The 23,519-nt window shown below is 54.9% G+C and carries 23 protein-coding genes; 20 read left to right on the top strand and 3 right to left on the bottom strand.

The annotated features are described in order from the left end of the window. Positions 1-3: 3 nt before the first annotated feature. The 8 genes from map (at position 4) to rplQ (ending at position 4,312) form a co-directional block, all read left to right on the top strand. Positions 4-777 (top strand): type I methionyl aminopeptidase, encoded by a 774-nt coding sequence (gene map / locus FGF66_RS09760; RefSeq protein WP_139457455.1) that lies wholly within the window; start codon positions 4-6, stop codon positions 775-777. Positions 778-834: 57 nt separating this feature from the next. After that, on the top strand, positions 835-1,053 hold the full coding sequence (gene infA, locus FGF66_RS09755) for a translation initiation factor IF-1 (protein WP_069810990.1): 219 nt from the start codon (positions 835-837) through the stop codon (positions 1,051-1,053). Between the two features lie 112 nt (positions 1,054-1,165). Further along, positions 1,166-1,282, top strand: a complete 117-nt coding sequence (gene rpmJ / locus FGF66_RS09750) for a 50S ribosomal protein L36 (protein ID WP_010933819.1) — start codon at positions 1,166-1,168, stop codon at positions 1,280-1,282. Positions 1,283-1,317: 35 nt separating this feature from the next. Then, positions 1,318-1,695 (top strand): 30S ribosomal protein S13, encoded by a 378-nt coding sequence (gene rpsM / locus FGF66_RS09745; RefSeq protein WP_139457454.1) that lies wholly within the window; start codon positions 1,318-1,320, stop codon positions 1,693-1,695. A 48-nt stretch (positions 1,696-1,743) separates the two neighbouring features. After that, positions 1,744-2,127 carry a 30S ribosomal protein S11 gene (gene rpsK / locus FGF66_RS09740; RefSeq protein WP_069810988.1) on the top strand — a complete coding sequence of 128 codons (384 nt, stop codon included), beginning with the start codon at positions 1,744-1,746 and terminating at the stop codon, positions 2,125-2,127. Between the two features lie 36 nt (positions 2,128-2,163). Further along, complete coding sequence (gene rpsD, locus FGF66_RS09735; RefSeq protein ID WP_139457453.1) at positions 2,164-2,775, top strand: 30S ribosomal protein S4; 612 nt, start codon at positions 2,164-2,166, stop codon at positions 2,773-2,775. A 29-nt stretch (positions 2,776-2,804) separates the two neighbouring features. After that, entirely contained in the window at positions 2,805-3,791 is a 987-nt protein-coding gene (locus FGF66_RS09730; RefSeq protein WP_139457452.1) for a DNA-directed RNA polymerase subunit alpha, read from the top strand. Between the two features lie 47 nt (positions 3,792-3,838). Then, the gene (gene rplQ / locus FGF66_RS09725) at positions 3,839-4,312 is read left to right on the top strand and encodes a 50S ribosomal protein L17 (RefSeq protein WP_139457451.1); all 474 of its coding nucleotides are present in this window, start codon (positions 3,839-3,841) and stop codon (positions 4,310-4,312) included. Between the two features lie 60 nt (positions 4,313-4,372). On the opposite strand, the gene rsmG is transcribed toward rplQ, so the two are convergent. Beyond that, a complete protein-coding gene (gene rsmG / locus FGF66_RS09720) occupies positions 4,373-5,026 on the bottom strand; it encodes a 16S rRNA (guanine(527)-N(7))-methyltransferase RsmG (RefSeq protein ID WP_139457450.1) in 654 nt (217 codons plus the stop codon). A 193-nt stretch (positions 5,027-5,219) separates the two neighbouring features. Here rsmG and FGF66_RS09715 point away from each other — a divergent pair, with 193 nt between their 5' ends. Further along, complete coding sequence (locus tag FGF66_RS09715; RefSeq protein WP_139457449.1) at positions 5,220-6,344, top strand: mannose-1-phosphate guanylyltransferase; 1,125 nt, start codon at positions 5,220-5,222, stop codon at positions 6,342-6,344. A gap of 76 nt (positions 6,345-6,420) precedes the next feature. Here the strand turns inward: FGF66_RS09715 and cysS are convergent, their stop codons facing one another. Continuing rightward, on the bottom strand, positions 6,421-7,875 hold the full coding sequence (gene cysS / locus FGF66_RS09710) for a cysteine--tRNA ligase (RefSeq protein WP_139457479.1): 1,455 nt from the start codon (positions 7,873-7,875) through the stop codon (positions 6,421-6,423). Positions 7,876-7,933: 58 nt separating this feature from the next. Next, the gene (locus FGF66_RS09705) at positions 7,934-8,272 is read right to left on the bottom strand and encodes a hypothetical protein (protein WP_139457448.1); all 339 of its coding nucleotides are present in this window, start codon (positions 8,270-8,272) and stop codon (positions 7,934-7,936) included. 251 nt (positions 8,273-8,523) lie between these two features. Between FGF66_RS09705 and FGF66_RS09700 the strand changes: the two genes are divergently transcribed. From FGF66_RS09700 to bchL, 11 genes are all read left to right on the top strand, one after another. Continuing rightward, the gene (locus FGF66_RS09700) at positions 8,524-9,126 is read left to right on the top strand and encodes a DUF4118 domain-containing protein (protein WP_139457447.1); all 603 of its coding nucleotides are present in this window, start codon (positions 8,524-8,526) and stop codon (positions 9,124-9,126) included. A 532-nt stretch (positions 9,127-9,658) separates the two neighbouring features. After that, on the top strand, positions 9,659-11,296 hold the full coding sequence (locus FGF66_RS09695; protein WP_139457446.1) for a glutamate synthase-related protein: 1,638 nt from the start codon (positions 9,659-9,661) through the stop codon (positions 11,294-11,296). Positions 11,297-11,528: 232 nt separating this feature from the next. Then, a complete protein-coding gene (locus FGF66_RS09690) occupies positions 11,529-15,287 on the top strand; it encodes a hypothetical protein (RefSeq protein WP_139457445.1) in 3,759 nt (1,252 codons plus the stop codon). Positions 15,288-15,879: 592 nt separating this feature from the next. Beyond that, positions 15,880-16,365 (top strand): VOC family protein, encoded by a 486-nt coding sequence (locus FGF66_RS09680; protein ID WP_139457444.1) that lies wholly within the window; start codon positions 15,880-15,882, stop codon positions 16,363-16,365. Between the two features lie 96 nt (positions 16,366-16,461). Then, positions 16,462-16,710, top strand: a complete 249-nt coding sequence (locus FGF66_RS09675; protein WP_139457443.1) for a hypothetical protein — start codon at positions 16,462-16,464, stop codon at positions 16,708-16,710. Positions 16,711-16,887: 177 nt separating this feature from the next. Next, on the top strand, positions 16,888-17,466 hold the full coding sequence (gene yihA / locus FGF66_RS09670; RefSeq protein WP_139457442.1) for a ribosome biogenesis GTP-binding protein YihA/YsxC: 579 nt from the start codon (positions 16,888-16,890) through the stop codon (positions 17,464-17,466). An 11-nt stretch (positions 17,467-17,477) separates the two neighbouring features. Next, positions 17,478-18,785, top strand: coding sequence for an adenylosuccinate synthase (locus FGF66_RS09665; protein ID WP_139457441.1), 1,308 nt, complete (start codon positions 17,478-17,480; stop codon positions 18,783-18,785). Between the two features lie 295 nt (positions 18,786-19,080). Continuing rightward, positions 19,081-19,404: an MTH1187 family thiamine-binding protein gene (locus tag FGF66_RS09660; RefSeq protein WP_139457440.1), complete on the top strand. Its 324-nt coding sequence runs from the start codon at positions 19,081-19,083 to the stop codon at positions 19,402-19,404. 217 nt (positions 19,405-19,621) lie between these two features. Beyond that, positions 19,622-20,884 (top strand): ferredoxin:protochlorophyllide reductase (ATP-dependent) subunit N, encoded by a 1,263-nt coding sequence (gene bchN, locus FGF66_RS09655; protein ID WP_139457439.1) that lies wholly within the window; start codon positions 19,622-19,624, stop codon positions 20,882-20,884. Positions 20,885-20,913: 29 nt separating this feature from the next. Further along, complete coding sequence (locus FGF66_RS09650) at positions 20,914-22,539, top strand: ferredoxin:protochlorophyllide reductase (ATP-dependent) subunit B (protein ID WP_139457438.1); 1,626 nt, start codon at positions 20,914-20,916, stop codon at positions 22,537-22,539. 54 nt (positions 22,540-22,593) lie between these two features. After that, complete coding sequence (gene bchL / locus FGF66_RS09645; protein ID WP_139457437.1) at positions 22,594-23,424, top strand: ferredoxin:protochlorophyllide reductase (ATP-dependent) iron-sulfur ATP-binding protein; 831 nt, start codon at positions 22,594-22,596, stop codon at positions 23,422-23,424. Positions 23,425-23,519 lie beyond the last annotated feature (95 nt).

Raw genomic sequence — 23,519 nt, 5'->3', positions numbered from 1 at the left:
GTCATGATCACCATAAAAAGCGAACGGGAAATTGAGCTGATGCGGGAGGCCGGTGGACTGGTCGGACGCGTACTCGACATGCTCGAGCAGGAGATTGCTCCAGGCATGTCAACCAAACGCCTCGACGAGCTTGCCGAGCAGTTCATCAGAGATCACGGCGCCGTACCGAGTTTTCTGAATTACGTTCCGAAAGGTGAGCCAGGCGTGACTCCCTATCCGGCGACACTCTGTGTTTCGATCGATGAGGAGGTGGTTCACGGAGTGCCGAGCGCCAAGCGAATCATTCACGAAGGCGAAATCGTTTCGGTTGATTGCGGAGTCTATAAGAGCGGATATCATGGAGATGCCGCGCGGACGTACATCGTCGGCGAGGTCGATCCCGCCGTCCGGCAACTGGTTCATGTTACTCGCGAGAGTCTTATGCTTGGCATCGAACAGGCCGTCGAAGGAAACCGCCTGCACGATATTTCGGCAGCTATCGAAAAGCATGCACGCTCATTTGGATACAGTGTCATCGAGAATATGGTTGGTCATGGCATTGGCAGCGAACTTCACGAAGAGCCTGCGGTGCCTAATTACGGAAGGCCCCATACTGGCGTGAGGCTTCGCGCTGGAATGACGCTTGCCATCGAGCCGATGATCGCCATCGGGCGTTCGCGCCGCGCAGTGAGCAAACGGGGCGCCTGGGTGGCCGTAACGGAGGACGGACGGCATTCGGCGCATTTCGAGCATACCATCGCTATCCGCAAAGGAGCGGCTGAGATTCTGACAAAGTAAAGTCGAAAGGGTACGCATCAGCAGTATAACATAACGATCAGACAGCGGAGAGATACATTGGCCAAGGAAGAATCAATTGAGGTGGAAGGCGAAATTCTTGAAGCACTTCCCAACGCACAGTTCAGGGTCAAGCTGGAGAACAGCCTTGAAGTGCTTGCTCACGTATCGGGCAAGATCAGGATGCACTATATCAGAATCCTTCCTGGAGACAAGGTCAAGGTTCAGATATCTCCCTATGACTTGACAAAAGGCAGGATTACCTACCGGTACAAGTAAAAAACAGAATTTATCGTCCTTTATCCGGTTGATTTTTAGGGATGTATTTATTACATTACATGCCTTTTCATATTTTGGACTGACCGGACAACCATAGCATGTGGGGTTTACCATGAAAATATATTCGTCTATCAAAAAACGTTGCGAGCACTGCAGGATTATCAAGCGCAAAGGAAAACGATTTGTGATCTGCAAGGTGAATCCAAGCCACAAGCAGCGCCAGGGGTGATCTTCAGGAACAATCAACAGATTTGAGAAAAACATATGAGGTTAGCTGGAGTTAATTTGCCATTGAACAAGCATGCGGTCATCGGCTTGACCTATGTTTATGGCATCGGAAAAACATCCGCCAAGAACATACTCGCCAAAGCCGGAATCGCTCCTGAAAAGAAAATCTCCGAGTTGAGCGACCAGGAGGCGCACGCTATCAGGGAAATCATCGGCAACGAGTACACCGTTGAAGGTGAGGCTCGCGCTGAACAGCAGCTTTCCATCAAACGCTTGATGGATATCGGGTGCTACCGTGGTCTTCGCCACAGGCGCTCACTCCCGGTACGCGGCCAGCGCACCAGTACCAACGCCCGCACCAGAAAAGGCAAGCGCAAGACGGTTGCCGGCAAGAAGAAGGCTGGTAAGAAGTAAGGTTCGGAGCAATCAAGCAAACAAGAGAGATAAAACACCGACAGACTCATGGCAACAGCGAGCAGGAAAAAAAAGAAAGTCAAGGTTACCCCGGAGGGTACCGTCCATATCAAGGCTTCGTTCAACAACGTCATGGTGACTATTACCGATACGCTCGGCAATACGGTATCATGGTCGAGCGCCGGCAAGAACGGCTTCAAGGGATCCAAGAAAAATACCCCGTACGCATCGCAGGTCACCTCCGAGGCTGCTGCCAAGGAGGCTTTTGATCTCGGCATGCGTCACGTCGATGTGTTCATCAAAGGCCCTGGCGCCGGACGCGATGCCGCAATCAGAGCGCTTCAGGGAGCTGGTCTGGAGGTGAAGACTATCCGCGACATTACGCCCCTGCCTCATAATGGTTGCAGGCCGCCCAAGCGCAGAAGGGTCTGACGGTTTATATCAAGAATTTTCAATGAAGCAATTGCTATGGCACGATTCAGAGGGTCAATTACCAAAGTATCACGCAGGTTAGGGATAGCGCTGTCTCCCAAGGCGGAAAAATATCTCGAAAGACGTCCGTATGCTCCGGGCGAACACGGTCAGTCCCGCAAGGGCAAGGTGTCGGAGTATGCACTGCAGTTGAGGGAAAAGCAGAAGATGAAATATCTTTACGGCATCCTCGAAAAGCAGTTCAGAAATTATTACAAAAAAGCGGTTTCGCAGCGTGGCGTTACCGGTGACAACCTGGTGAAGCTGCTAGAAAGACGTTTCGATAACGTCGTTTATCGCTGCGGGTTCTCTCCGTCGCGAGCAGGCGCTCGTCAGCTCGTTTCTCACGGTCATCTTCTGATCAACGGCAAGAAGGTCAACATTCCTTCCTATCTGATCGCTCCTGGTGATCAGATAGAGTTCAAACAGAAGAGCCGCAATCTCGATGCCGTGGCCGATTCGCTGAACAAAGCCTCCGAATCGAGGATTCCGGCATGGGTCCAGGTGGACAAAGCCAACAAAAAAGCGGTATTTCTTGCTGTTCCCGAGCGTGCAGATGTGCAGGAGCCCTATAACGAGCAGCTTGTCGTTGAGTTGTACTCCAAGTGATTTTTTTGAATCCTTAAGGTAGCAAGACTATGATATACCAGATGCAGATGCCTGCAAAGATCGATGTGGATGAAACAACCCACACCGGCAGTTTCGGGCGCTTCATCGCCCAGCCGCTGGAAAGGGGATACGGAGTTACGCTGGGCAATGCCATGAGAAGGGTTCTGCTGGCCTCTCTTCCCGGTGCTGCTATCACCGGGATCAAGATAGATGGTGTTTTTCACGAGTTTTCAACCATCGAGGGCGTTCGTGAGGATGTGCCCGAGATTGTGCTGAACCTGAAGAAGGTTCGTTTCAGATCGAACTGCAAGCGTAGTTGCAAAACAACCCTGACCCTTGCCGGCCCGAAAGAGTTTCTTGCCGGAGATATCGTCGCCCATGACGGCGAGTTCGAGGTGCTCAACAAGGATATGCATATCGCTACGATCAACTCCGAAGCCTCCGTCACCATCGACATCTATGTCGGACGCGGACGCGGTTATGTGCCAGCTGAGGAGAATCGCAGTGAAGGATTGCCGATCGGCTTTATCGCTATCGATTCGATCTTTACCCCGATCAGAAATGTCAAACTGACCGTCGAGAATACGCGCGTCGCTCAGAGAACCGACTACGAGAAGATGATTCTCGATGTCGAGACTGACGGATCGATCACGCCCGATGACGCCATCAGTCTCGCAGGCAAGATTATCAACGACCATATCGTCTTTTTCGCCAACTTCTCTCCGACCGAAGAGGAGTTTTCGGAAGAGGAGTACAAGCAGCTTGATGACGAGTTCGAAAGCATGCGCAAGCTCCTGCATACCAAGATCGAGGATCTCGATCTTTCGGTTCGTTCGCACAACTGCCTCAGGCTCGCCGAAATCGATACGCTCGGCGATCTGGTTTCCAGAAAAGAGGATGAGTTGCTCAATTACAAGAACTTCGGCAAGAAGTCGCTGACAGAACTGAAGGAGCAGCTCGAGAAGTTCAACCTGAAGTTCGGAATGGATATTACCCGTTACCAGATGAAGGGTTGAGAAAGGCTATTTGTTTTATTGAACATCAATGAGAGCGGAAAAAAGCAATGCGTAAAGTCAAGCCAGCAAGGAAACTCGGGAGAACGGCCGCCCATAGAAAAGCAACCCTGTCGAACCTTTCGACTCAGTTGCTGATCTACAAGCGAATCGAGACGACCGAGGCGAAAGCCAAGGAAACCCGCAGGGTTGTCGAAAAAATCATCACCAAGGCTCGCAAGGGTACTCACCACGCGCAGCGTGAGATTTTTAGCGCCCTTCGCGACAAGGACGCTGTCCGGGAGCTTTTCGAAGAGATCGTGGGCAAGATTGGTTCTCGTCCCGGTGGATATACCCGTATCATCAAACTCGTACCCCGCTTTGGCGACGCCGCGAAGATGGCCGTCATCGAGCTGGTGGACTATGCCGAGGCTCCGTCAGCCGCGCCGGTAGCCGCAAAGCAGGATCGCTCGAAGCGCGTCAAAGGTTCCAAGAAAGCCGAAGCAGAATCGCAGGAGAAAGAGGGCGGCGAAGCAGCCGAATAAGCTACTTTTCTCTCTGTCCGAATAAAAACACGGTAGTCATCGTTCGCACGATCTTCACGATCACCAGCGGGCGATGACTATCTGCTTTTCAGAGAACATCGGATCGATCTCACCTATTGGCAACTGATCCACGGATGCCGGGAATCCAAGATGCTTTTCCCGCGACAGCACGGCCTGGGCAATCTCCTCGTTGAGGCTTCCTCCTTTGAGGCAAATGAGTACGCCGCCGCGCTTGAGCAGCCGGGCGCTGTAGGCGCATAACTCTTCGAGTGGAGCGACCTGACGGCTCAGCACGGTATCGAAAATAACCCCCCGCAGCTCCTCGACCCGCGTATGCAGGGCGATGGCATTACCAAGGCCAAGCTCTTTGATCATCGACTTGCACGCCGCTATCTTTTTGCCGGTGGAGTCAACCAGAAGAAACGAGGTTTCAGGAAAGAGGATAGCCAGCGGAATGCCCGGCAAGCCGCCGCCGGTGCCGAGATCAAGCACCTTCTCGCCAGGCTTGAAGTCGTGGATGCGGGCGACCAGCATCGAGTGAAACACATGCTTGATGATGACCGGCGCATGTTCCTTGCGGCTGACGAGGTTCACCTTGAGGTTCCACTCGTCCAGAAGAGCAGCGTAACGCTCCAGAAGTATCAGTGCTTTTTTTGTGGCGGGGATGCCGTGCTGGCGGCAGAGTCCCTCGATCAGGTGCGGGTCATTCGGCATGACAGATCATTCGGCTGCGATGGTGAACAGATGCGTACAACAGAAAAAAACGACATTTTAACGCCAATGGCAAATGTTCCGTACTCTTCAGAAAAGCCAGTCCGCTCTGGCGGAAATGTTGTAAATTGCTCATCCGCAAGAGTTGGGTTAGTCGTAGCAAGTTCAGAAGGATACCGATAAAGATACCGATGTAATGAAGCAGATTGCCGATAATCATGTGTATGCCGTGGTCATGGCGGGAGGCAGCGGGAGCAAGCTCTGGCCACTTTCGAGGAAAAAGTCTCCCAAGCAGTTCCTCCATTTCTTCGATGGTGGAACGATGATCCGCAAAACGGTCGAACGAATCGCCGGGGCCGTGCGGATGGAGAACATCTTCATCATCACCGGCAAGCAGCACTGGCTCCTGGTCAACGAGTCGCTTCCCGATTTCGATCCCGGCAATATCATCATCGAACCCACCATTCGCGACACGGCCACCTGCATCGCGCTGGCGACCACCTTCATCCGCAAGCGCGATCCCGACGCCGTGACCATCGTGCTGCCCGCCGACCATCTCGTGCTCGACGAGGAGCAGTTCCTGAAGACCATCACCAAGGGCGTGGGCCTGGCGCGCGAGCAGCGCGGCCTGATCACCGTCGGCATCCATCCCGACCGCCCGGAGACGCGCTACGGCTACATCCAGGTCGAGCCGTCGGTTATGATCGGCGAAGAGAACGACGATCCGGCGGACGACGAAATTGCGCTGTTCCGGGTGAAAACTTTTGCCGAGAAGCCAGACACCGCCACCGCCGAGCAGTTTCTGCAAAGCCGCGATTTCTGGTGGAACAGCGGAGTGTTCATCTGGCATGTCGATGACATCAGCCGCGAGTACCGCCGCTCGCTGCCCGACCTGTTCGAGGACATGCAGAACGTTCACGCCTTTATCGGCACCGAGCGGCAGGATTCGGTGATCGAGGATGTCTATAGCTGGATTCACCCGGTTTCGATCGCCTACGGCATTATGGAGAAGGCCGAGAAGGTTTACATGCTCGCCGGGAATTTCGGCTGGACCGACCTCGGTAGCTGGGACGAAGTCATCAAGGTCGGCCTCGGCCTCGAAGGGCGCGACATGGACGGCAGCGAGGTCATCATGATCGACTCGAAGGAGGTCTTCGTCCGCAAGCCTCACGGCAAGGCGGTGGTGACCGTCGGCGTGGACGACATCATCGTGGTCGATACCCCCGACGCGCTGCTTATCTGCAAGGCGGGTGAGTCGCAAAAGGTGGTCAAGGCGGTGGAGATGATGCGGCGCGAGCCGGGGTTGGAAGGGTTTTTGTAAGGAATCTGGTGGACGAGGTGGACAGGAAAGAAAAGAAAGGAAAAGCCGGAGTTTGAATCGCTCCGGCTTTTTTCGTTTAGCTCTTTTTCTTTGACCAGATGGCGCCCTCTTTGGTGTCCTTGACTTCGATGCCACGCTGGAGGAGCAGGTCGCGGATTTTGTCGCTGGTGGCGAAATCCTTGCTGGCGCGCGCCTCCTTGCGGAGTTCGAGCAGCACGGCCATCACCTCGTCGAGCGTCCGGGCGCTCTCGCCGCTTTCTCCTGAAAGCAGCTCGTCGCGGCTTTTCAGGATGCCGAGCACCGCTCCGGCGTAGGCGTCGAGATAATCGAGCGCACACTTTTTCGTGTTGGCGTCGAGTCCTTCTTTGTCAAGCGTTCCGTTTACCGCCTTGACAAATTCAAAGATCACCGAAATAGCCACCGGGGTGTTGAAATCGTCGTTCAAGGCGTCGGTGATTTTCTGCTCGAACGCGGCCACATCGAGCTGCCCCTTGCCGTCCGCTGCCTCAAGCACTCGCCGATAGGTCTCCTGCAACTTCTCGAATCCCGACTGCGATGCTTTGATGGCCGTTTCGGAGAAGTCGAGCGGGGAGCGGTAGTGCGATTGCAGAATGAAGAAGCGGATCACCAGCGGATCGAAGGTGTTGAACAGCTCCTTGAGGTTGACGAAGTTTTTCAGCGACTTGCCCATCTTGACGCCGTCAACCGTCACCATGTTGTTGTGCATCCAGTAGCGCACGAAGGGCTTGCCGGTGGCCGCTTCGGACTGGGCGATCTCGCAGTCGTGGTGCGGGAACTTGTTCTCCATGCCGCCGCCGTGGATGTCGATGGTCTCGCCGAGATACTTCATCGCCATCGCGGAGCACTCCAGATGCCAGCCGGGATAGCCTTCGCCCCACGGTGATTGCCACTTCATGATGTGGCTCGCTTCGGCCTTTTTCCAGAGCGCGAAGTCCGACGGGTTGCGCTTCTCCGAGCGCTCCGCGACGCGCCCGCCCGACTGCAACGCCGCCTGGTCGGTGCGTCCCGAGAGCTTGCCGTAGCCCGCGAACGAGTTGACATCGAAATAGACGTTGCCGCCGGATTCGTAAGCGTGGCCGGTTTCGACCAGCCGCTCCACCAGCGCGATCTGCTCCGGAATGTGCCCCGTCGCCGTCGGCGCGATGTTCGGGCGCTCGACGCCGAGCCTGTCCATATCGTCGTAGAAACTGCGCGTGTAGTACTGCGCGATCTCCATCGGCTCTGTCTTCTCGAGCCGCGCCTGCTTCTGAATCTTGTCCTCCCCCTCGTCGGCGTCGTCGGTCAGATGGCCCACGTCGGTGATATTCTGCACATATTTGACCTTCAGCCCCAGATGGCGCATCCAGCGCACCACCACGTCGAACGACACATAGCTCTTGGCGTGGCCGAGGTGCGCGTGTCCATAGACGGTCGGCCCGCAGACGTAGATGGTGGCGATGCCGGGATGAAGCGGTTCGAACGGTTCCTTCGTGCGGCTGAGGGAGTTGTAGATAGCGAGAGAAGAGGACATCCGGATAGCGAAATAGGTTGGCGAATCCCGGCCCGATGGCCGGGAAATGTCGTAAAAGTTAAACATTTGGCTCTGTAAGGCAAGGTTTTTCAGACACTGCCCGTTCCTGATTTTTCCGGAATGTTGTCGCCGCCAACGGTGTGCCGGAAGAGCACTCGCCAGCCCGTCTCGCAGGCAATGAACTTTCGTAGAATCGTGAAGCGGTGAGACTGCCGATGACGCTGAATTTTCGTGCAAATATCCGGGTTTTGATAACGGCAGCTCTGAAAACGTATTGCGTGTTTGGGTAGTGCTCAAAATCCTCACGTTCTGTCTGACACTCTGGTTTCTGCGCAGCATCCGCCTTGCACTCAGGCCGCTCATGACACTTTTTAGAGGCGCCCATAAAATCGGTCATGGTTCTGTGTGTTTATTAACAAAGTACTTTTCCGTATATTTTTTATCGTTACTTTTGAGATTGTCAGGAGTCTATTCGAGCGGATGAAAAAAAATCGAGAGAATGTCCCCAGTTGTTTTCAAGTAGCATGAGAATCTGCGTTCAAATGTTCAATCGAGAGGCGATCACTGGCGCGGCGTTCTGTTTGCAAATTGTAACGAGAATCGGTTGTCGCCGCTGATCATTTCGTTCGCTCCAACAAGGAAAATCACATGAACAACAAGCCAGCGCCCAGCTTGCGGATGGTCGCAGTCATAGCCGGGATCGCCATGCTCGGCGGACTGGACTGGTTTACGGGCTACGAGCTGAGTTTTTTTGTTTTCTATTTCGTGCCGATTGCATATGCCGCATGGCGATTCGGCTTGTCGGCGGCAATCGCGGCGGTTGTGCTGAGTGGAATAAGCTGGTTTTTGGCGGATATTTTCGCGGGCCACTCCTATTCATCGAATTTCTATGAAATATGGGGCACGATGACTCGTTTTGCTGCATTCATCGCCATCGGATGGTCTGTGGCCAGAATGCGGCAAATGCTCGACCACGAGCGCCAGATTGCCGAAAAGCTGCGCAAAGCGCTGTCGGAGATTCAGGTGCTTGAGTCATTTCTGCCGATCTGCGCCGAATGCAAGAAAATTCGTGACAAGGATGGCGAGTGGACGGAGCTGGAGGAGTATTTCGGCCAGCACTCGAACACTCAATTTACGCATGGCTACTGCCCGGAGTGCGGAAAACGAGCGCTGGAAGAGGCCGCTCTGACGGCAAAAGTCGAGTCGAACGGCGCGGGGGATTGGATACCTGCGACGAATCCCGGTCGATAGCGATTGCTTTCCGACCTTACGGAGGTTATCGGGAGTCATGGTGGCTGGATATTTGGCGGAACCGTGGCCGAATTGAAGCGGCGCATCGTTGCGCGTCAGTAGCATTTTACCAGATTCGTGAAATGATGCCTCCCGATAAAGGGCCTCAAGCCTTGCCTTTCCATGCGCCGGTTCCCTTGTCTGCTCGTGGCGCACCAATGGAATAACGTCCTCTGTTGGTTACATTGCAGGAGAGACTGGCTCGACGCCCTGCCGCTGAACATTCGCGATTGTTTCGGGAAGAGCGCGGTTTTCCGGCCAGAGAGAGCCGTCCACGGTCCCTTTCAATCCGATCCGCTTTCAACGCGATAGCAGCAGAAAGGTATGCGGAACTTGTATCACACTTCTCCATTTCCCGACTTTTTTTGTTCCAGTGCAGGTGTATGCCGGTCGGCATCTCTGCGTCAAATGATAGTTCTTCTGCTCATCCGCCTGCTCTTTTGCGCCTTTTCCGGCTCCACAGAAAAACACAGTCAATCAGTCCAAACCTGAAATGAGTCACAGCGTATCACCGAAGAAGGTTAAAGTCGCGACCTGGAGCGAACTACAAGAGAGAATGCCGAGCTATGCGCTCGTTGGCGAGGTTGACCTGGTCGTGATCCGGCGCGGAGAGGAGGTCTCGGTGCTCTACGGCCGCTGCTTGCACCGCGGCGGCATTATGGCGGATGGTTTCGTGAAAGGCAGCAACCTCGTCTGCGGACTGCATAACTGGGATTATCGCCTCGATACCGGCGTGAGCGAGTACAACAACAAGGAGGCGCTGCACCGGTTCCAGGCGTGGATCGACCGGGAGCGCGATGCGGTGCTGGTCGATGAAAACGAGATTGCCGAGTGGGCGCGCCGACATCCCCAGCCTTTTCATCGCGAGGCATACCAGGGCCTCTACGCCGACATCCACGGCGGCCCTGAGGAGCCTCACAACAGTCACATTCATCAGCTTGCCGAAACCGATCCCGCCATCTTTTCAGCGCAAGGGGCGGTTTCGGCGATGGGCGTGCCGGGCGACCTCCTGCCGAAATGGGACGATATCCAGATCCTCACCGCGCAGCTCGCCGTCCAGCCGCTCGACGACGATGCGCCAGTCGGATCCGGCGTGGTCATCGGCCCTCGCGCCAAGAGGCCGCTTCGCCTCGAAATTCCCTTGCTGGTGACCGACATGAGCTACGGCGCGCTCAGCCGCGAAGTCAAGATCGCCCTGGCCCGAGGGGCCGAACTTGCTGGTACCGGCATCTGCTCCGGCGAAGGCGGAATGCTCGAAGCTGAAAGGGCCGAAAACTCCCGCTACTTTTACGAACTCGCTCCGGCGGAGTTCGGCTTCGACATCGAGCAGGTCACCCGTTGCCAGGCGTTTCACTTCAAGGCCGGGCAGGCTGCCAAAACCGGAGTGGGCGGGTTGCTTCCGTCTGACAAGGTCACCGAGGAGATCGCCCGCGTTCGCGGCCTCGAACCGCATCGCGATGCCCATGCCCCGTCGCACTTCCGCAATCTGCGTACGCCGGAAGAGTTCGCCGAAATGGCCGGGCGCGTCCGGGATGCGACCGGCGGCATTCCGGTGGGCTTCAAGCTCTCGGCGCAGCACATCGAAGCCGACCTCGACTTCGCCATCGAAGCGGGCGCGGACTACGTCATACTCGACGGGCGCGGCGGGGGCACCGGCGCGTCACCCAACCTGCTGAAGAACAACATCTCCGTTCCGACCATCCCGGCTCTGGCGCGAGCGCGGCGGCACCTCGACAAAAGCGCCGCCAGCCACGTCAGCCTCATCATCACCGGCGGTCTGCGCACCGAGTCCGACTTCATCAAAGCGCTCGCCCTCGGAGCCGACGCCGTCGCCCTTGGCAACGCGGCGATCCAGGCCGCCGGATGCCTCGGAATGAGAGCCTGCCACAACAACCATTGCCCGGTCGGCGTCGCGACGCAAGACCCCGAGCTGCGCCAGCGCCTCTCGATCGACCATGCCGCGCAGCGGGTTTCCCGCTTCCTGCGCAACTCAGTCAGCATGATGCAGGTCATGGCCAGAGCCTGCGGCCACAACCACCTCAACCGCTTCACCGTCGATGATCTGGTAAGCTGGAAGCAGGAGATGACCGCATTGGCGGGGATTAGGTATGGCGGCGTTGGTGGGGAGTGATAACCGTAAGAAGAGAGGCGGCTTTGTTTGTGTTACTGCCAAGTAGCTCACGGATATTCAAAATCGAATAAATTCAGTTCTGAATAATTTTTGCTGAAAATGTGAAGCAACTCTGTATCTGAAATAATTGCGTATGCAAACGAATCATTGAACGCTCGAGGATTAATAAGAAAAGTTTCTTTAAGTTTTTCGAGCGTATTGATTTCCCGAAACAACGTATTGAGGTAGGCATATGTTTGAAATTACCGGCAATGATATTACAAATTTGAGTGACTCTGACTTGCGGGAGCTGGTCAAGAAATTGGCTGTGGCGGAGCTTCGTGGTCAGGGGTGTCCGATATCGGCGGTAATTGCGGGGGGCAATCAAGACGCTCCGGATGGCGGGATCGATGTACGTGTCGAATGTCCGGTCGTCATTTCAAAACCTGATTTTATCCAGCGTCAACAAACCGGATTTCAGGTAAAGAAACCTGATATGCCTGCCAGTTCTATTCGTGAAGAGATGCGTCCAAAAGATGAACTTCGCAATGTGATACGAGAACTGGCTGACGTTTCCGGTTCCTATATCATGGTCAGTGCTCAAGGTTCAGTCGCGGACAAGGCGCTAAGAGATCGCAGACAAGCCATTCGAGATTCACTGCATGACTTGCCTAATGCCGACCAGTTACATACAGATTTCTATGATCGCGATCGTATTGCTACGTGGGCTAACGAATATCCGGGAGTAGCTACCTGGGCTCGATCTCGCGTTGGTCGTCCGATTTCTGGATGGCAAAATATCGCTGATGGTGGCAGTGGAAATAAGCAGCCCTATCTTTTCAACGAAAAAGCATGTTTCATTGATGAGCGTTCTCGTGAACGTGAGCAACTTCCGATACTGGATGGAATTACTCGTCTTCGTGGGGAGCTGCGAATTCCGGGAAAGTGTGTTCGACTCATTGGGCTTTCCGGTTTGGGGAAAACACGTTTGATTCAGGCGCTTTTCGAGGATAATGTTGGCGAAGATGCGCTTGAACCGGGTATCGCTTTGTATACAGACTATTCGGAAGAAGGAATTAATCCCTCAGCTCTTGAAATGGCAAGGCAGCTTGTTGAGAGTGGGCAACGAGTAATCCTTATTGTCGATAACTGTAATCCCAAGACACACTCTGATCTTGTAAAGTTTTGTGCGGTTAATGATAGCGAAGTGAGCCTCATCACTGTCGAATACGATATTGGTAGCGATGAGCCAGAGCAAACAGATGTTTTTCGTTTGCAATCGAATGATCCGGAGCTTGTCGCTCAGTGGCTCGGTCAATTATTTTCTCATATATCGCAACTTGACCGTAAAACAATAGCCGAGTTCAGCGATGGAAATTTCCGTGTAGCTCGTGCTGTCGCCCAGACTCTTGGCAAATGCGAAACATTGGGGCGTTTGAATAATGACGAATTATTCGAGCGCATTTTCTGGCAACGCAATACAGAGGATCGACAATTACTGCGTGCTGCGGAGGTTCTTTCTCTTCTCTATTCAATCGATGGTGAAAACACGGAAGCTGAAGGGGAGCTTGCTATCGTAGGGCGACTTAGGCAGCTCGAAGCATCAGCACTCTTTGATGCATTAGCGGAGTTGCACGATCGCGTTGTCGTACAAGCTCGCAGTCGCTGGCGAGCCGTGCTTCCACAGGTACTCGCCAATCGGTTGGCTTCATCTGCGCTTAAACGTATTCCCCCTTCGGACTTTGATCGATTTTGTGCAACGCTAACCCCACGGATGCTGATCTCGGTTTCTCGCAGATTGGGCTTTTTGCATGACTCTCGTGAAGCGCAAAGTATAATTACTCGGTGGTTAAGCCCGGATGGCCCATTGGGCAATCTGCTTACGCTTGGTGAGCATGGCCTCCAGATAATCAATAACATTGCGCCGGTAGCGCCAGAAGCAGTTCTTTCAAGGTTGGAGCAAGAACTCAATGGAGCAGATGCTGATCTTGTCATTGCTCCTAAGAGTTCTGGACGATGGCAGTGGTTTCGTTTGATCAAAGCGCTTGCATATGATGCGGATATGTTCAAACCTGCAGCGTTGCTTTTGGCTCGCTTTGTTGCCGCAGAACCTGATGGTTTTAATAACAATTCCGCACGCTCAGTATTTACTGAACTGTTTCAACTTTATTTGTCAGGAACTCAGGCCACACCGGAACAGCGTCGTCAGGTAATAAAAGAACTGGGGCTATCGGATGAGCCTGGATTCAGGCGATGTGCATCTCTTGCGCTTGATGCGCACCTGAATGCGTATCATTTCTCTTCAGTGAACAGTTTTGATTTTGGCGCCCGATCGCGTGATTGGGGATGGAGTCCTAAGATCGACAAAGATGCTTGGGATTGGTATGAGGCGGCGATTTTACTTGCTATCGAACTTGAACAATACCTCGACGATGCGCGTGAAATTCTTGCTCGGCATGTTCGTGAATTATGGATTATTCAGCCTTGCCAGGATGTTCTCGATAAAGCAGCAAGTACATTGGCCACAGACCGGCCTTGGTTAGAGGGATGGATGGCATTCAAGGCTACACTCAGGTTCGATGGTAAAGGCATGCGTGAAGATGTTAGAAAAAAACTTGAACAAATCATTGATCGTTTGAAGCCTGTTGATCTCTTGAATCAGGCTCGAGCTGTTATTCTTGGGTCTTCCGGAGGTGAATGGGATATTGTTGATGGTGAGGCTGATGACGACGACGGAATGCGTTCGTGGGAAAAAGCCTCAGAAATGGCAAAAGATATTGGTCGGGAGTTAGCTCAAAATGCTGAAACCCGGAAAGCTTTTTTACCTGAGCTACTGATTGATCGTCAACAGTTACGATCTATTGAGTGTGGGCAAGGCATTGCTGAAAGTACTGCAAATTTGAGTGAAATGTGGCGTGAATTAGTTGGCTACTATGAAGCTGCTAATATTGACTTACGCAATGCAACTGTTTTAGGTGGTTTTATATACGGATCGGTATTGCGGGATAAGCAATTTGTAACATCTATACTTGATGCAACGATCAATAATTCGGCACTTACTCCGATATTGCCTTATTTACAGGCAAGGGCTGGTGTTGATAAGGAAGGGATTGAGCGGTTACGGCGAAGAATTGCATTAGGAGTTATGTCGGCTTATTTTTTTAGAAGTCTTGCTAATGGGTCAGTTGGAGATTCACCCGAAGAGCCTCTTGCGATGCTTCTCGAAGATATTGGAGCACTTCCTGGAGGTGTTGAAGTAGCTCTTGATATTTTGCATATGCATTTCTGGCGTGATCATAAGGAAAAAAGAGTTCCAGGGGCAGTTGTCGTTGAGGTCGGTCGTAATCTTTTTGTTCGTGCGGATTTCAGCAAGAAAGGGTTAAATCGTGATTTTGGCTTAAAAACAATAATCCGGGAATGCCTTTCTGGCGAGGTTGGCGAAAGCGCGGCAAAACAAGTGTGTAATACTATCCGATTTCAACTCGAACGGTATCGCGTTACTTCCCATGATATTAGCGCTGTTCTAAAAGCGCTTTTTGAAACACAGCCTTTTATTGCCCTTGATACATTTCTCTTGCCTGAATCTTTATGTCATCACATCGACTTGTTCGATGTAGGGACTCCTGTAGAAGTTATTGATGAAAAGCATCTGAAGGAATGGGCTGATCGTGATCCTGATGGGCGCTATCCATTGATCGGCGAGTGTCTGAGCATGTTCGGCAAGAAAAATGATGATGAGAGCAAGGAGTTTTCTCCTCTTTTCTTGTCAATGCTTGACTCAGCTCCTGACAAACAGCGCTTCCTTGGTGATTATTATCCCCGTTTACACCCACGATCCTGGGGTGGATCTTTAGCTGTTATCCTGGAGCACAGAAAGACTAAATTGATACAACTTGGGGAACAATCCGATGAAGAGGTAAAACGCTGGGTTGATGACGCAATGCCTGAGCTGAATCGTTTGATTGAGAAAGAGCGCGGTCGTGATCGTGCTCGCGAAGAGAGTTTTGAGTGATGATTTGTTGTCTGTTCAGCAAGGTCAACTTTTTAGGACTTTCTCTTGAAGTTTTCTAAGTTTTGCCGTTTAATTTCACGCAATATCCACATCTTGTCGTCATCAGGAATCCCCCGGAATATCACCACCGCCGACTTTTTTTGCAGTTATTCGAGCTTGAGCGGGCTTCCGGCTGACGGTCGCCTGGAGATCGTGTTAGTTCGGCGGTCGAATGTGGGGAAGCCTTCGCTCCTCAATTCGTTGTGAGTACGCAAGAGGCAGATCAACGGAATGTGCAGCCATGATACAGGTTGTCGCTCATAAACTCTATCGCCCTGTGCTCATTCCGGCTTTCCGAGGCCATCTTCCGACGTTTTTTTTCCTTAAGCATCAGGGTTTTCTCGCATTAGGATTTATGGTCGAGCAGATGCCCTTCGCGTCGTAACTGGTTGCGCAATCGACGGTAACCCCAGCGTTTGGGTTTTTCACGCTTGGTTGTTTAGCTTGACATTGTCATTCGCTGCAATCATTGCGGCACGATATTTTACAAGGATCACACGATTGTCCGGAAAGCAGAGCAGTGGGTTTTCATTCATCACAATGGAGAACTGATATGGATACGCAAGCAAAGATGGCGATTTGCCTTTGGTACAATGGCGATGCCGAGGACGCGGCGCGATTTTATGCGAAGACCTTTCCGGATTCATCCGTTGGAGCGGTATTTCGCGCGCCGGGAGATTATCCGTCCGGCAAAACCGGAGATGTGTTGACGGTCGAGTTTACGGTGATGGGAATTCCCTGCATCGGGCTCAATGGCGGGCCCGAGTTCAAGCACAATGAATCGTTCTCGTTTCAGGTCGCGACCGCTGATCAGGCCGAAACCGATCGTTACTGGAGCGCGATCGTCGGCAATGGCGGCCAAGAGAGCGTGTGCGGGTGGTGCAAGGACAAGTGGGGTCTGTCCTGGCAGATTACGCCGACCGCGCTGACCAAAGCGGTAAGCGATCCCGACTCCGCCGCCGCCAAGCGCGCGTTCGACGCGATGATGGGGATGAAAAAGATCGACATCGCCGCAATCGAGGCGGCCCATCGCGGATGAACTTCAGGAGCACATTCAAGATCGGTGGCCGCCGACAGGGTAAGGATGATTAGCGCCTGAAAAGGGTATATTCAGGAAATGCAAACAGGGAGTTAAATGGAAAGGAAGTATGAAGTTGGTGGTGATTATTTCATAGAAAAAATACTGGCCGCTGTTTTTTTGGGATTTCGTACCGTCAACAATCCGTCATCGGTGACGGTTCATCCTGAACTGATGATGAAGATCAGGGAGCGTTTCAGGAACAAAGCGGTTGGCCCGAAACGTGTGGGCGACTCGGAGGTTTTTTGTGGACTGAAGGTCATTGAAGACGCGACGAAAGAGAAAGATTATCTGTCAGTCAGTTAAGCCCTGTTAAAAAAAAGAGATCGGGATCATTTGCACGGGAAGTGAAATCGTTCGGGTAACGGCGCTATGGGGCAGTCCCAGGCCCAAACCTTTGGGTTTTTCCTTCAGGGTTTTTTAGCTTGGCCATTCACTGCGCCGCGACGATCGCGGCGTGATTTTTTTATAAGGATTTCCCGCATGAACATCACCACCGCCGACTTTTTTTGCAGTTATTCAAGTCTCAACGGGCTTCCGTCAGACGGCCGCCCGGAAATCGTGTTTGTCGGGCGGTCAAATGTGGGCAAATCCTCGCTGCTGAATTCGCTTTGCGCCCGCAGGGGACTGGCCAAGACCAGTTCGACGCCGGGCAAGACGCGGCTCATCAACTATTTCCTTATCAACGACAACCTCTACTTCGTCGATCTGCCGGGATACGGCTATGCCAAGGTCGGGCAAGGTGAACGTGAGAGCTGGGGGAAGTTGCTGACGGGCTACATCCAGAAGCGCACCGAGATTGCGCTGGTGGTGTTGCTGGTCGATTCGCGCCATCCGGGCATGGCCTCCGACCGGGAGATGATGGAGTTTCTCGACTATTGCGGCCGACCATTCGGTATCGTCTTGACCAAGTGGGACAAGCTCAAGCAGGCCGAAAAGTCTAAAGCCCGCCGCACGATTGAAAGTTGCGCGTCGAAAGCCAAATTTATTGTAAATTATTCGTCTTTGTCGGGCAGTGGCCGGGACGGGCTTCTGGCTTCGATCGATACTTTTTCTCAGTAAAAACAAGCGACGTGGAAGAAAAAACATTCAGCAGGCCGGCAGCGTCTGCTACCGTGCTTGTGGGCACGCAGTTCGGCGACGAGGGCAAGGGCAAGCTGGTCGATTACCTCTCGGATAAATACGACATCGTGGTGCGCTACCAGGGCGGCGCGAACGCCGGTCACACCATCTGCTTCGACGGCAAGACCGTCGTGCTGCACCTCATTCCCTCTGGTATCTTCAACAAGGATTGCATCTGCGTGATCGGCAACGGCGTCGTGATCGATCCGAATGCGCTGATGGAGGAGATCCAGAAGGTCGAGGAGCTGGGCTACGACGTCAAGGGTCGCTTGTTCATCAGCCACAACGCGCACCTCATCATGCCGTACCACAAGCGGCTCGATTCGCTGAGCGAGTCCAGCCTCTCCGGTGAGCAGAAAATCGGCACCACCGGTCGCGGCATCGGGCCGAGCTACGAGGACAAGTTCGCCCGCCACGGCATCAGAGTGGTCGATCTGTTGAGTCCCAAGGTGCTCGAAGAGAAGCTGCGCGACAACATCGCCGCCAAGAACAAGCTGATCTGCAAGGTTTATGAAAAGGAGGAGATCGACGTCGATGCCATCATCGGCGAGTACGAGGCGTTCGACAAGGAGATCGATCCTTACGTGACCAACACCCAGCTCTACCTGAACCGCCAGATCAAGGCGGGCAAAACCGTGCTGCTCGAAGGCGCGCAGGGGTGCCTGCTCGACGTGGATCACGGCACCTACCCGTTCGTGACCTCTTCCAATCCAACCTCCGGCGGCGCGTGTACCGGCTCCGGCGTCGCGCCGAACCACATCGGCAAGATCATTGGCGTCTGCAAGGCCTACATGACCCGCGTCGGCAATGGCGACTTCCCGACCGAACTCGACGACGAAATTGGCGAGGCGCTCGGCAGGATCGGCTGCGAATTCGGCGCGACCACCGGGCGCAAGCGGCGCTGCGGCTGGCTTGACCTGGTGGCGCTGCGTTACTCGCTCGTCATCAGCGGCGTGACGGAGCTGGCGCTGACCAAGCTCGACGTGCTCGATACCTTCGAGGAGATCAAGGTGTGCACCTCGTACATGCTCGACGGCAAGGAAATTCACGACTTCCCGACCGAGCACCAGACCCTGTCGCGTGTGCAACCGGTCTATAAGAGCCTGAAGGGCTGGATGGCCTCGAACTCGAAAGCCAAGAGCTTCGACGAGATGCACCCGAACGCGCAGGCCTACGTGACTTTCCTCGAAGAGGCTGTCGGCGTCCCGGTGACTTTCATCTCCGTCGGACCAGGCCGCGACGAGACCGTCTTCAAGTAAGAGGTTGGGCTGAAGCCTGGATTTTTTTTGGGATTTTGTCCTCTCCCCCCCGGCTTGAAAGCCGGGGCAACAGAATAAGAATGTAAGATTGAATGTCCGTCGGGGTAAACCCCTCTTGGGCATGGGAACGCCGGGGCGATTGAATGGAAGAGGTTTGAGTGTCCGCAGGGTTGTTACTTCGGCAATTAAAATCTCTTAAACTCTCTTCTAACAATTGCCCCGGACTTTAGTCCGGGGTTTATCGATAAGACAAAATAAATTAAGGGCTTTAGCCCAATCTCATCCTTGCTGCTCTATGGCCCTTCTTGAAATTACGGTGATTCCGCTTGGCGCTGGCGGCAGCGGGCTGAGCGCCTGGGTTGCCGGGCTTGAGCGGCTGCTCGACGAGAGCGGCCTTTCGTTCAGGCTAAACGACATGGGCACCACGGTCGAAGGCTCGGCCGACGAACTGTTCGCTGTCGCCCGCAAGCTGCACGAGCACTGCTTTGGCGCGGGGGTGGCGCGGGTCTATACCGTGATGAAGATTGACGACCGCCGCGACAAGGCGGTCTCCCTCGGCGACAAGGTGGCCTCGGTCGAGAGGGCAAGGCAAAAGCCGGGTGCGGGTGGTGGACAATGACGGACGTCGTGGACCGGGTGGTCGCGATCTTCGATGGAATTTCACATGGGGGTGTGCATTGCTTTATCGACTCCTCGCTTCTCTGCGCTGCTCGAAGCCCGGAAAGCCGCGCCGGATAAATGAAAATTATTTTTATCTTCGAGTTCTCAATTATCAAGGGTTGAGCGCCCGGAGCCACTTCGGAGCGGCCAGCACCATCTTCTAAAGTCATATTGCCATGATGCCGGTTTCAAGCGATTGCCAGATTCTCAAAGAGGATAACGTCACTCACAGCTTCTGCGGACTGGCCTGCGTCGGCTGGCTCTACCAGAAGATCAAGGACAGCTTTTTCCTTATTCTCGGTACCCACACCTGCGCGCACTTTCTCCAGAACGCCCTCGGCATGATGATCTTCGCCAAGCCTCGGTTCGGCATCGCGCTGATCGAGGAGGCCGATCTTTCCCGCGCCGAGCCTCAGCTCGAAGCGGTGATCGAGGAGATCAAGCGCGACCACAATCCGTCGGTGATCTTCCTGCTTTCGTCCTGTACCCCCGAGGTGATGAAGGTCGATTTCAAGGGTCTGGCCCACCATCTCAGCACCGACAAGACGCCGGTGCTTTTCGTGCCTGCCAGCGGCCTGGTGTTCAACTTCACGCAGGCCGAGGACTCGGTGCTTCAGGCGCTGGTGCCCTTCTGCCCCGAAGCTCCCGCCGGTGAGAAAAAGGTGGTGTTCGTCGGCTCGGTCAACGACATCACGGCCGACGACCTGCGCACCGAAGCCGAACAGCTCGGCATTCCGGTGGCGGGCTTCCTGCCCGAGAGCCGATTCGACAAGCTTCCGGCCATCGGCCCCGACACAGTGCTCGCGCCGATCCAGCCCTACCTGTCGCGCGTCTGCTCCCGCCTGAGCCGTGAACGCGGCGCCAAGGTGCTCACCTCGCTCTTTCCGTTCGGCCCCGACGGCACCAAAACTTTCTGGGAAGACCTGGCGGCGATGTTCGACATCGAGGTCGATCTCTCCGACCGCGCCGAAGCGGCCTGGCAGAAGATCAAGCCGCAGACCGACCTGCTCAAAGGCAAGAAGATTTTTCTCACCGCCGACACCATGATGGAGCTGCCGCTGGCCCGCTTCCTCAAGAACGCCGGGGCGGAGGTTGTCGAATGCAGCAGCGCTTACATCAACAAGAAATTCCACGCTCGCGAACTCGAAGCGCTCGAAGGGGTCAAGGTGGTCGAACAGCCTAACTTCCATCGCCAGCTCGAGGAGATCAGGCGTACCCGCCCCGACATGATCGTCACCTCGCTGATGACGGCCAACCCGTTCGTCGGCAACGGCTTTGTCGTCAAGTGGAGCATGGAGTTCACGCTCATGTCGATCCATAGCTGGTCGGGCGTGTTCACCCTGGCCAACCTGTTTGTCGCTCCGCTCCTGCGCCGCGAGAGCCTGCCGGAGTTCGACGATTCGGTGTGGCTCGAAGGGGTGATGCCCAGCGCTCAGTAAAATTCCAAGACGAAAACCAACGATCAATCATGCGTTTAGCTTTCTGGCTGTATGAAGGGACCGCGCTGCACGGCGTAAGCCGAGTGACCAACAGCATGAAAGGGGTCCATACCGTTTATCATGCCCCCCAGGGTGACGACTACATCACGGCGACCTACACCATGCTCGAGCGGACGCCCGAGTTCCCCAAGCTTTCCATCAGCGTTGTGCGCGGCCAGGACTTGGCGCGCGGCACCTCTCGGCTGCCCGGCACGATCGAGCAGGTCGAGAAGCACTACAAGCCGGAGCTGATCGTGGTCGCGCCGAGTTGCAGCACTGCCTTGCTTCAGGAGGATCTCGGCCAGATGGCGCGCTCCTCCGGCGTCGATCAGGACAAGATTATGGTCTATGCGGTCAACCCCTTCAGGGTGGCCGAAACCGAGGCCGCCGAAGGGCTGTTCACCGAGCTGGTGAAGCGATACGCAGTCGAACAGCCGAAGACCGAAAAGCCTTCGGTCAACCTGCTCGGTTTCACCTCTCTCGGCTTTCACCTCCGCGCCAACCTCACCAGTCTCCGCCGAATGCTCAAGACGCTCGGCATCGAGGTGAACGTGGTGGCTCCGTGGGGCGCGGGCATTGGCGACTTGAAAAAGCTGCCTGCCGCATGGGTCAACATTGCGCCGTTCCGTGAGATCGGCTGCCAGGCTGCTGGGTACCTCAAGGAGAAGTTCGGTATGCCCTCGATCACCGAAGCACCGCTTGGCGTGAACGCAACGCTGCGCTGGCTCAGGGCGATCATCGCCGAGGTGAACAAGATCGGCGCGGAGAAAGGAGTGGCTCCGATCGAAATGCCCCAGATGCGCGACTTCTCGCTCGACGGCCAGAGTGCTCCGAGTGGTGTGCCGTGGTTTGCGCGCACGGCGGACATGGAGAGCTTCAGCAACAAGCGGGCGTTCGTGTTTGGCGATGCCACGCAGGTTGTGGGCGTGACCAAATTCCTCAAGGACGAACTCGGCATGAAGATCATCGGCGTGGGCACCTATCTGCCGAAGCAGGTCGACTGGGTGCGCGAGCAGCTCAAAGGCTACCTGCCGGGCGAGCTGATGGTGACCGACAAGTTCCAGGAGGTTTCGGCCTTTATCGAGGAGGAGATGCCGGAGCTGGTCTGCGGCACCCAGATGGAGCGGCACAGTTGCCGCAAGCTCGACGTGCCCTGCATGGTCATTTCGACGCCGACCCATATCGAAAACCACCTGCTTGGCTACTACCCCTTCTTCGGCTTCGATGGCGCGGATGTGATGGCCGACAGGGTTTATACTTCGGCCAAGCTTGGTCTGGAAAAGCATCTGATCGACTTCTTCGGCGATGCCGGCCTCGAATACGAGGAGGAGGAGCCGGAAACGTTCACCGAAGCGGCGATGACAGGCAACGGCACCGCCACGGCGGTTTCGTCCGCGCAGGCTTCGGCTTCCGCTCCGTCGGAAGCTGCGGTCGCGACCGCGTCGGCAAGCGGCGAGATGAGCTGGACTGCCGAAGCCGAGAAGATGCTCGGCAAGGTGCCCTTCTTCGTGCGCAAGAAGGTGCGCAAGAACAGCGAGAACTTCGCCCGCGAGATCGGCGAACCGGTCATCACGGCGGATGTGTTCCGGAAGGCCAAGGAGCATCTGGGCGGGTAAGACATCCGGAGAGCTTGAAAATCAACGAACAAACCATTTGACCTCTATCATACCATGAGTTTAGTATTGGCCGTTTACGGAAAAGGCGGGATCGGCAAGAGCACGACCAGCGCGAACATTTCGGCAGCGCTGGCGCTCAAGGGGGCCAAGGTGCTCCAGATCGGCTGCGATCCGAAGCACGACAGCACCTTTCCGATTACCGGAAAGCTCCAGAAAACCGTCATCGAAGCGCTTGAAGAGGTCGATTTCCACCACGAGGAGCTGACCCCCGAAGATATTATCGAAACCGGTTTTGCCGGTATCGACGGCCTCGAAGCGGGTGGGCCTCCGGCTGGCAGTGGCTGCGGCGGCTACGTCGTGGGCGAATCGGTGACGCTGTTGCAGGAGATGGGGCTGTACGACAAGTACGACGTCATTCTTTTCGACGTGCTCGGCGACGTGGTGTGCGGTGGCTTCAGCGCTCCGCTGAACTACGCCGACTACGCGGTCATCATCGCCACCAACGACTTCGACAGCATTTTCGCGGCCAACCGACTCTGCATGGCCATCCAGCAGAAGAGCGTACGCTACAAGGTGCAGCTCGCCGGTATCGTGGCCAACCGCGTGGACTACACCAAAGGCGGTGGAACCAACATGCTCGACCAGTTCGCCGAGCAGGTCGGTACGCGTCTGCTCGCCAAGGTTCCGTACCATGAGCTGATCCGCAAAAGCCGATTCGCGGGCAAGACTCTTTTCGCGATGGACCCGAACGAGCCGGAACTGGCGGAGTGCCTCGCCCCCTACAACGAAATCGCCGACCAGATTCTCTCCGAGAAACCGCTTGCCTCGGTTCCGAAACCAATCGGTGACCGCGAAATCTTCGACATAGTCGGCGGCTGGCAGTAAAAGCGGGCAGGACAAGAATTATTGCACAGAAGGGGCGCGGGAGCGCCCTTTTGGTGTTTTAAGGGCTATTCAGAGGACTTGGCGGACGAAGTGGA

This window comes from Chlorobaculum thiosulfatiphilum (genome assembly GCF_006265165.1).
Taxonomy (GTDB): domain Bacteria; phylum Bacteroidota; class Chlorobiia; order Chlorobiales; family Chlorobiaceae; genus Chlorobaculum; species Chlorobaculum thiosulfatiphilum.
Note: the sequence above shows the minus strand (reverse complement) of the source record. Positions and strands in the feature narration are given on the sequence as shown.